The sequence below is a fragment of the Xinfangfangia pollutisoli genome, assembly GCF_020179405.1.
Lineage (GTDB): Bacteria > Pseudomonadota > Alphaproteobacteria > Rhodobacterales > Rhodobacteraceae > Pseudogemmobacter > Pseudogemmobacter pollutisoli.
The window spans coordinates 1-4,308 of the sequence record NZ_JAICBZ010000146.1 but is presented as its reverse complement, the minus strand read 5'-3'; the positions used below and the strand labels follow the sequence as shown (position 1 = coordinate 4,308).

General features: G+C 68.6%; 5 protein-coding genes. 2 read left to right on the top strand and 3 right to left on the bottom strand.

Annotation, left to right across the window (positions count from 1 at the left end):
- Positions 1-50: 50 nt before the first annotated feature.
- Complete coding sequence (locus tag K1Y73_RS21405) at positions 51-287, bottom strand: hypothetical protein (protein WP_225030430.1); 237 nt, start codon at positions 285-287, stop codon at positions 51-53.
- A gap of 13 nt (positions 288-300) precedes the next feature.
- Complete coding sequence (locus K1Y73_RS21400) at positions 301-1,038, bottom strand: SDR family oxidoreductase (protein WP_225030429.1); 738 nt, start codon at positions 1,036-1,038, stop codon at positions 301-303.
- Positions 1,039-1,339: 301 nt separating this feature from the next.
- Here K1Y73_RS21400 and K1Y73_RS21395 point away from each other — a divergent pair, with 301 nt between their 5' ends.
- Complete coding sequence (locus tag K1Y73_RS21395; protein WP_225030428.1) at positions 1,340-2,320, top strand: TerC family protein; 981 nt, start codon at positions 1,340-1,342, stop codon at positions 2,318-2,320.
- Positions 2,321-2,435: 115 nt separating this feature from the next.
- Positions 2,436-3,581 (top strand): hypothetical protein, encoded by a 1,146-nt coding sequence (locus K1Y73_RS21390; RefSeq protein WP_225030427.1) that lies wholly within the window; start codon positions 2,436-2,438, stop codon positions 3,579-3,581.
- Between the two features lie 9 nt (positions 3,582-3,590).
- Here K1Y73_RS21390 and K1Y73_RS21385 read toward each other — a convergent pair.
- Positions 3,591-4,308 (bottom strand): extensin-like domain-containing protein (locus tag K1Y73_RS21385; protein WP_225030426.1); only part of this gene is annotated, 718 nt, incomplete at its 5' end.

Below are 4,308 nucleotides of genomic sequence, written 5' to 3'. Positions count from 1 at the left end.
TGGCCGCAACCTCTTGCGGCAGGCGCAGCTTCAACTCGGCCCAGAACGCCTCATCCGACCAGTCCTCGACCTTGTCGATCATCGGCCATCGCGGGCCAGGGATCGGACCAGCGCAGCGCCAGGGGGCTGCCGCTGCGGCCGGTCTGGGCCAGCGTCAGATCGGGAGCGGCAGGGGCGGGGCAGACCGCAGCCGGCGCCTCCTCCTGCGCCAAGGCCGGGGCCGAGGCCCAGCCTGCAAGGGTCGTCAGCGCCGCAAGGGCAAGGATATGCCGGAACCTGGCCTGCATCTTCCGCCTTTCCTTACGTGTTCGACCAGCCCCCGTCGATCAGATGGGCATGGCCGGTGGTGAAGCTGCTTTCATCGCTGGCCAGATAGACGACCAGATGCGCGATCTCTTCGGGATGGGCGATGCGCCCCATCGGCTGGCGCGCGGCGAAGGCCTTCATCGCGGCGTCGAAATCGCCCGTCGCGCGCAGCCTTTCGAACAGGCTGGGGCTTTCCACCGTGCCGGGACAGATCGCATTGCAGCGGATGCCCTGGGTCACGAAATCGGCGGCAATCGCCTTGGTCAGGCCGATCACCCCGGCCTTGGTCACGCCATAGACAAAGCGGTTCGGCGCCGCGATCACCGAGGACACGGCCGAAGCCATGTTGACGATCGACCCGCCGCCCCGCGCCAGCATTCCGGGCAGGAAGGCGCGGCACATCCGATACATCGCGGTCACGTTCAGATCGACCGAGAAGGCCCAGTCTTCCTCGCTGCAGTCCAGGATCGTGCCATTGGCAACAAAGCCCGCGCAGTTGAACAGCACATCCGCATCCGCGTGATCGGCGGCAAACTCCGCCACGGCGCCTGCGTCGCGCACGTTCAGATGCTGCGTCTCCATGCCCAGATCCGCCAGCTCGGCCAGGGTTTTGGTGTTGATGTCGGTCGCCACGACCCGCGCGCCCTCGCGCTGCATCGCCAGGGCCGAGGCCCGCCCGATCCCCTGCCCCGCCGCCGTGACCACGCAGGTCTTGCCCTCCAGCCGTCCCATTCCGCATTCTCCTTCGCGTCCGATGGCCAGCCTAGCGGGACAAGGCCCATCCGGCCAGTCCGGCGAACCCGGCTGACCCGGCCCGGTGCAGCCGCGCCCTGCGCGCCGGAAATCCGCAAGACGGGGGGTTGAAAGCCCGCCGCGCTGCGCCATATTGCCCCTGCGGGCCGGGCCCCTCTGACGACGCCAGTCGTGATGTCGGACCGCGATCGGGAACATGCGCCCGATGTTCAGCCCGGCACCCCGCCGCCTTTTCCGGCTGATCTCGGCGCGATTGCGGAAGGGCAATATCTTGGAATTGATGACAACGCTTTTCATGGGGACGCCGCTCTGGATGTGGGCGAGCTTCCTGTCGGTGGTGCTGGTGCTTCTGGCGCTGGACCTTGGCCTGTTGAACCGCGGCGGGGGCGAGATCGGCATCGCCCGCAGCCTGAAGCTGTCGGCCTTCTACATCACCCTGGGGCTTGGGTTTTCCGGCTTCGTCTACAGCCAGATGGGCGGCGAGGCGGCAAAACTGTATCTGACCGCCTTCGTGGTCGAAAAAACCCTGTCGATGGACAATGTCTTTGTCATTGCGCTGATCTTTACCTTCTTCGCCATCCCGCGCGCCTTTCAGCACCGGGTGCTGTTCTGGGGCATCCTGGGGGTGATCGTGCTGCGCGGGCTGATGATCGGCCTGGGCGCGACGCTGGTGGCGCAGTATCACTGGATCCTCTACATCTTCGCGGCCTTCCTGATCTTCACCGGGATCAAGATGCTGGTGACGGAAGAGAAGGAGATGGACCTGTCGCAGAACCCCGCGCTGCGTCTGCTGCGCCGGGTGCTGCGGGTGACCGACGATCTGCGCGGCCGCGCCTTCTTCGTGCGTGAGCCCGATCCGAAGACCGGCAAGCTGGCGCTGTTCGCGACGCCGCTGTTTCTGGCGCTGGTGCTGGTCGAGCTGGCCGACCTGGTCTTTGCGGTCGATTCCGTGCCCGCGGTCTTTGCGATCACCGCCGACCCGTTCATCGTCTACACCTCGAACATCTTCGCGATTCTGGGGCTTCGGGCGCTGTATTTCGCCCTGTCGGCGATGATCCACCGCTTCCACTATCTGAAATATGCGCTGGCGGTGCTGCTGGTGTTCATCGGCTCGAAGATCTTCATCGCCGACCTGTTCGGATGGGAGAAGTTCCCCGCCAATGTCTCGCTGGGCGTGACCTTCGTGATCCTGGCGGCGGGGCTGGGCTGGTCGCTGTGGAAGACCCGCGGCCAGACGGCGACGCCGGAACTTCCGCACTGACCGCGATCTTTCGTCGAAACGTCCCCCCCCCGGCGCAGGGCGCCGGTGGGGTTGCGGGCGGGGTTGCGGGTGGGCGGGCGGCTGACTAGCCTTCGGGCCTGACCGGAGAAGCGCCATGTCCCAGCCCGTCCCCGACCCTGCCCCGGATCTCGCCCCCGCAACCCTGGTTGCGGCGGGCATTTCGCTTTGCTTCGCCCCGCAGGGCGGCGCGCTTCGCGATCTGACGATCCAGGACCAGGGCGCCGAGATCGCGCCGCTGCACCGCGCGCCCTGGGCCGCGGCTGAGGTGCCGCCCGATGCCCCGCCGCATCAGCGCGGACTGGGCGGCGATTTCCTGGCCGCCCCGATGGGCCCGGACCCGGCGGGGCTGCATGGCCCTGCCGCCAATGGGCTCTGGCGCCCGGTCGCCGCCGCGCCCGGCACGCTGCGCGCCGTGCTGGAGGCGCCGGTGCAGGGAGCCACTTTGGTCAAAGAGCTGCGGCTGGTCGACCATCACCCGTTCCTCTACCAGCGCCACCTGTTCATCGGCGGCAGCGGCGCCCTGCCGGTTGCCAATCACGCCATGGTCGCCCTGCCCCGCGGCGGCCGCCTGTCCTTTTCGCGCAAGCGCTGGTTCGAAACCCTGCCCGCGCCGCTGGAAACCGATCCCACCCGTGGCCGGTCCTGCCTGGCTTATCCGCGCCGGGCCGAAGACCCCGCGGAATTTCCCGGCGCCAAGGACGGCACGGTCAACCTGCACCGCTTCCCCTGGGGCCCCGCGCATGAGGATTTCGTCAGCGGGGTCGAAGACCCCGCCTCGACCCTGGGCTGGACGGCGGTGGTGCGGCCCGACGAGGGCGATCTGTTCCTGTCGCTGAAAAACCCCGCGCATTTGCCGCTGACCATGCTGTGGCATTCGAATGGCGGGCGCGACTATCCGCCCTGGAACGGCCGGCATCTGGGCTGTCTGGGGGTCGAGGAAGGCGCGGCCCTGCCGGTTCTGGGCCTGTCCGCCGCCGAGACACCCGATCCCCTGTCGGCGGCCGGCCAGCCGGGCCTGCTGACCCTGGATCCGCTGGGCACGGTCGAGATCCGCCATGTGATCGGCGCGCTGCACTGGCCCTCGGGCCAGACGGTGGCCGGGGTGCGGCTGGACGGCGACCGGCTGACCGTCACCGGCGATTGGGGGGCGGAACGGCAGGTGCCGATCCTGGGCGCCTGGCTGGGGCTGGCCGGCCCTGCCGTGGCGGCGCCGAAGCCGCGGCTGGACTGGGACGCCTGACGCCCCGCCCTATTTGCAATAGGGACCCGAGCGATATCCGGCCGTGTCGAGATGCAGGTGATCCTCGTGATAGCCGTCCGAGCCGGGGCCCAGCGTGGTGCCGAAGATGCCGCAGGCGGCGCGATGCACCTTGCGCAGCGATTTGTAATTCTGCGCCACGCTCAGCACCCGGCCATTGGCCAGCACCAGGGCGGCAATGTCGATCGCCTTGCCGCGGCCATGTTCGCTGACCTTGGCGCCCTTCACATTGTTGCGCGACCGGCAGATGTAATGCGCCGCCACCCGCAACTCGACCACATCGCCGCGAAAGGCCGGCTGCACCACCCGGTCCACCCAGGTGTTCAGCGCCCGGGCCGTGTCGCAATCAATGGTCGCGGCCTGCGACAGTTTCACCCCCGAGACCGAAGTGACCCGCACCCCGTCCTTCAGCCCGCAGCCCTTGATCTTGGATTTGATCGGGGCGATCTTCTCGCCCTTGATCGCGTTGACCCCGCAGACCGACCCCTTGCGCGATCCGGTTTCCTTGTCTTTCTTCTTCTTTTTCCTCGGCGGCTCGGGGGCTGCGACCGGCTCTTCCGGCGGCGGCGGGCTGAGCGCCAGAAGATCGGGCCCGGCGGCGGCGGCGGCTTCGGCCGCCCGCACGGCCGCGACCTTGGCGGTCAGTTCCGCCGGGCGCGGGCGCGGGCGCAGCGAGGCGGTCAGCGCGTCGGCGGGCGCAGGGACAGCA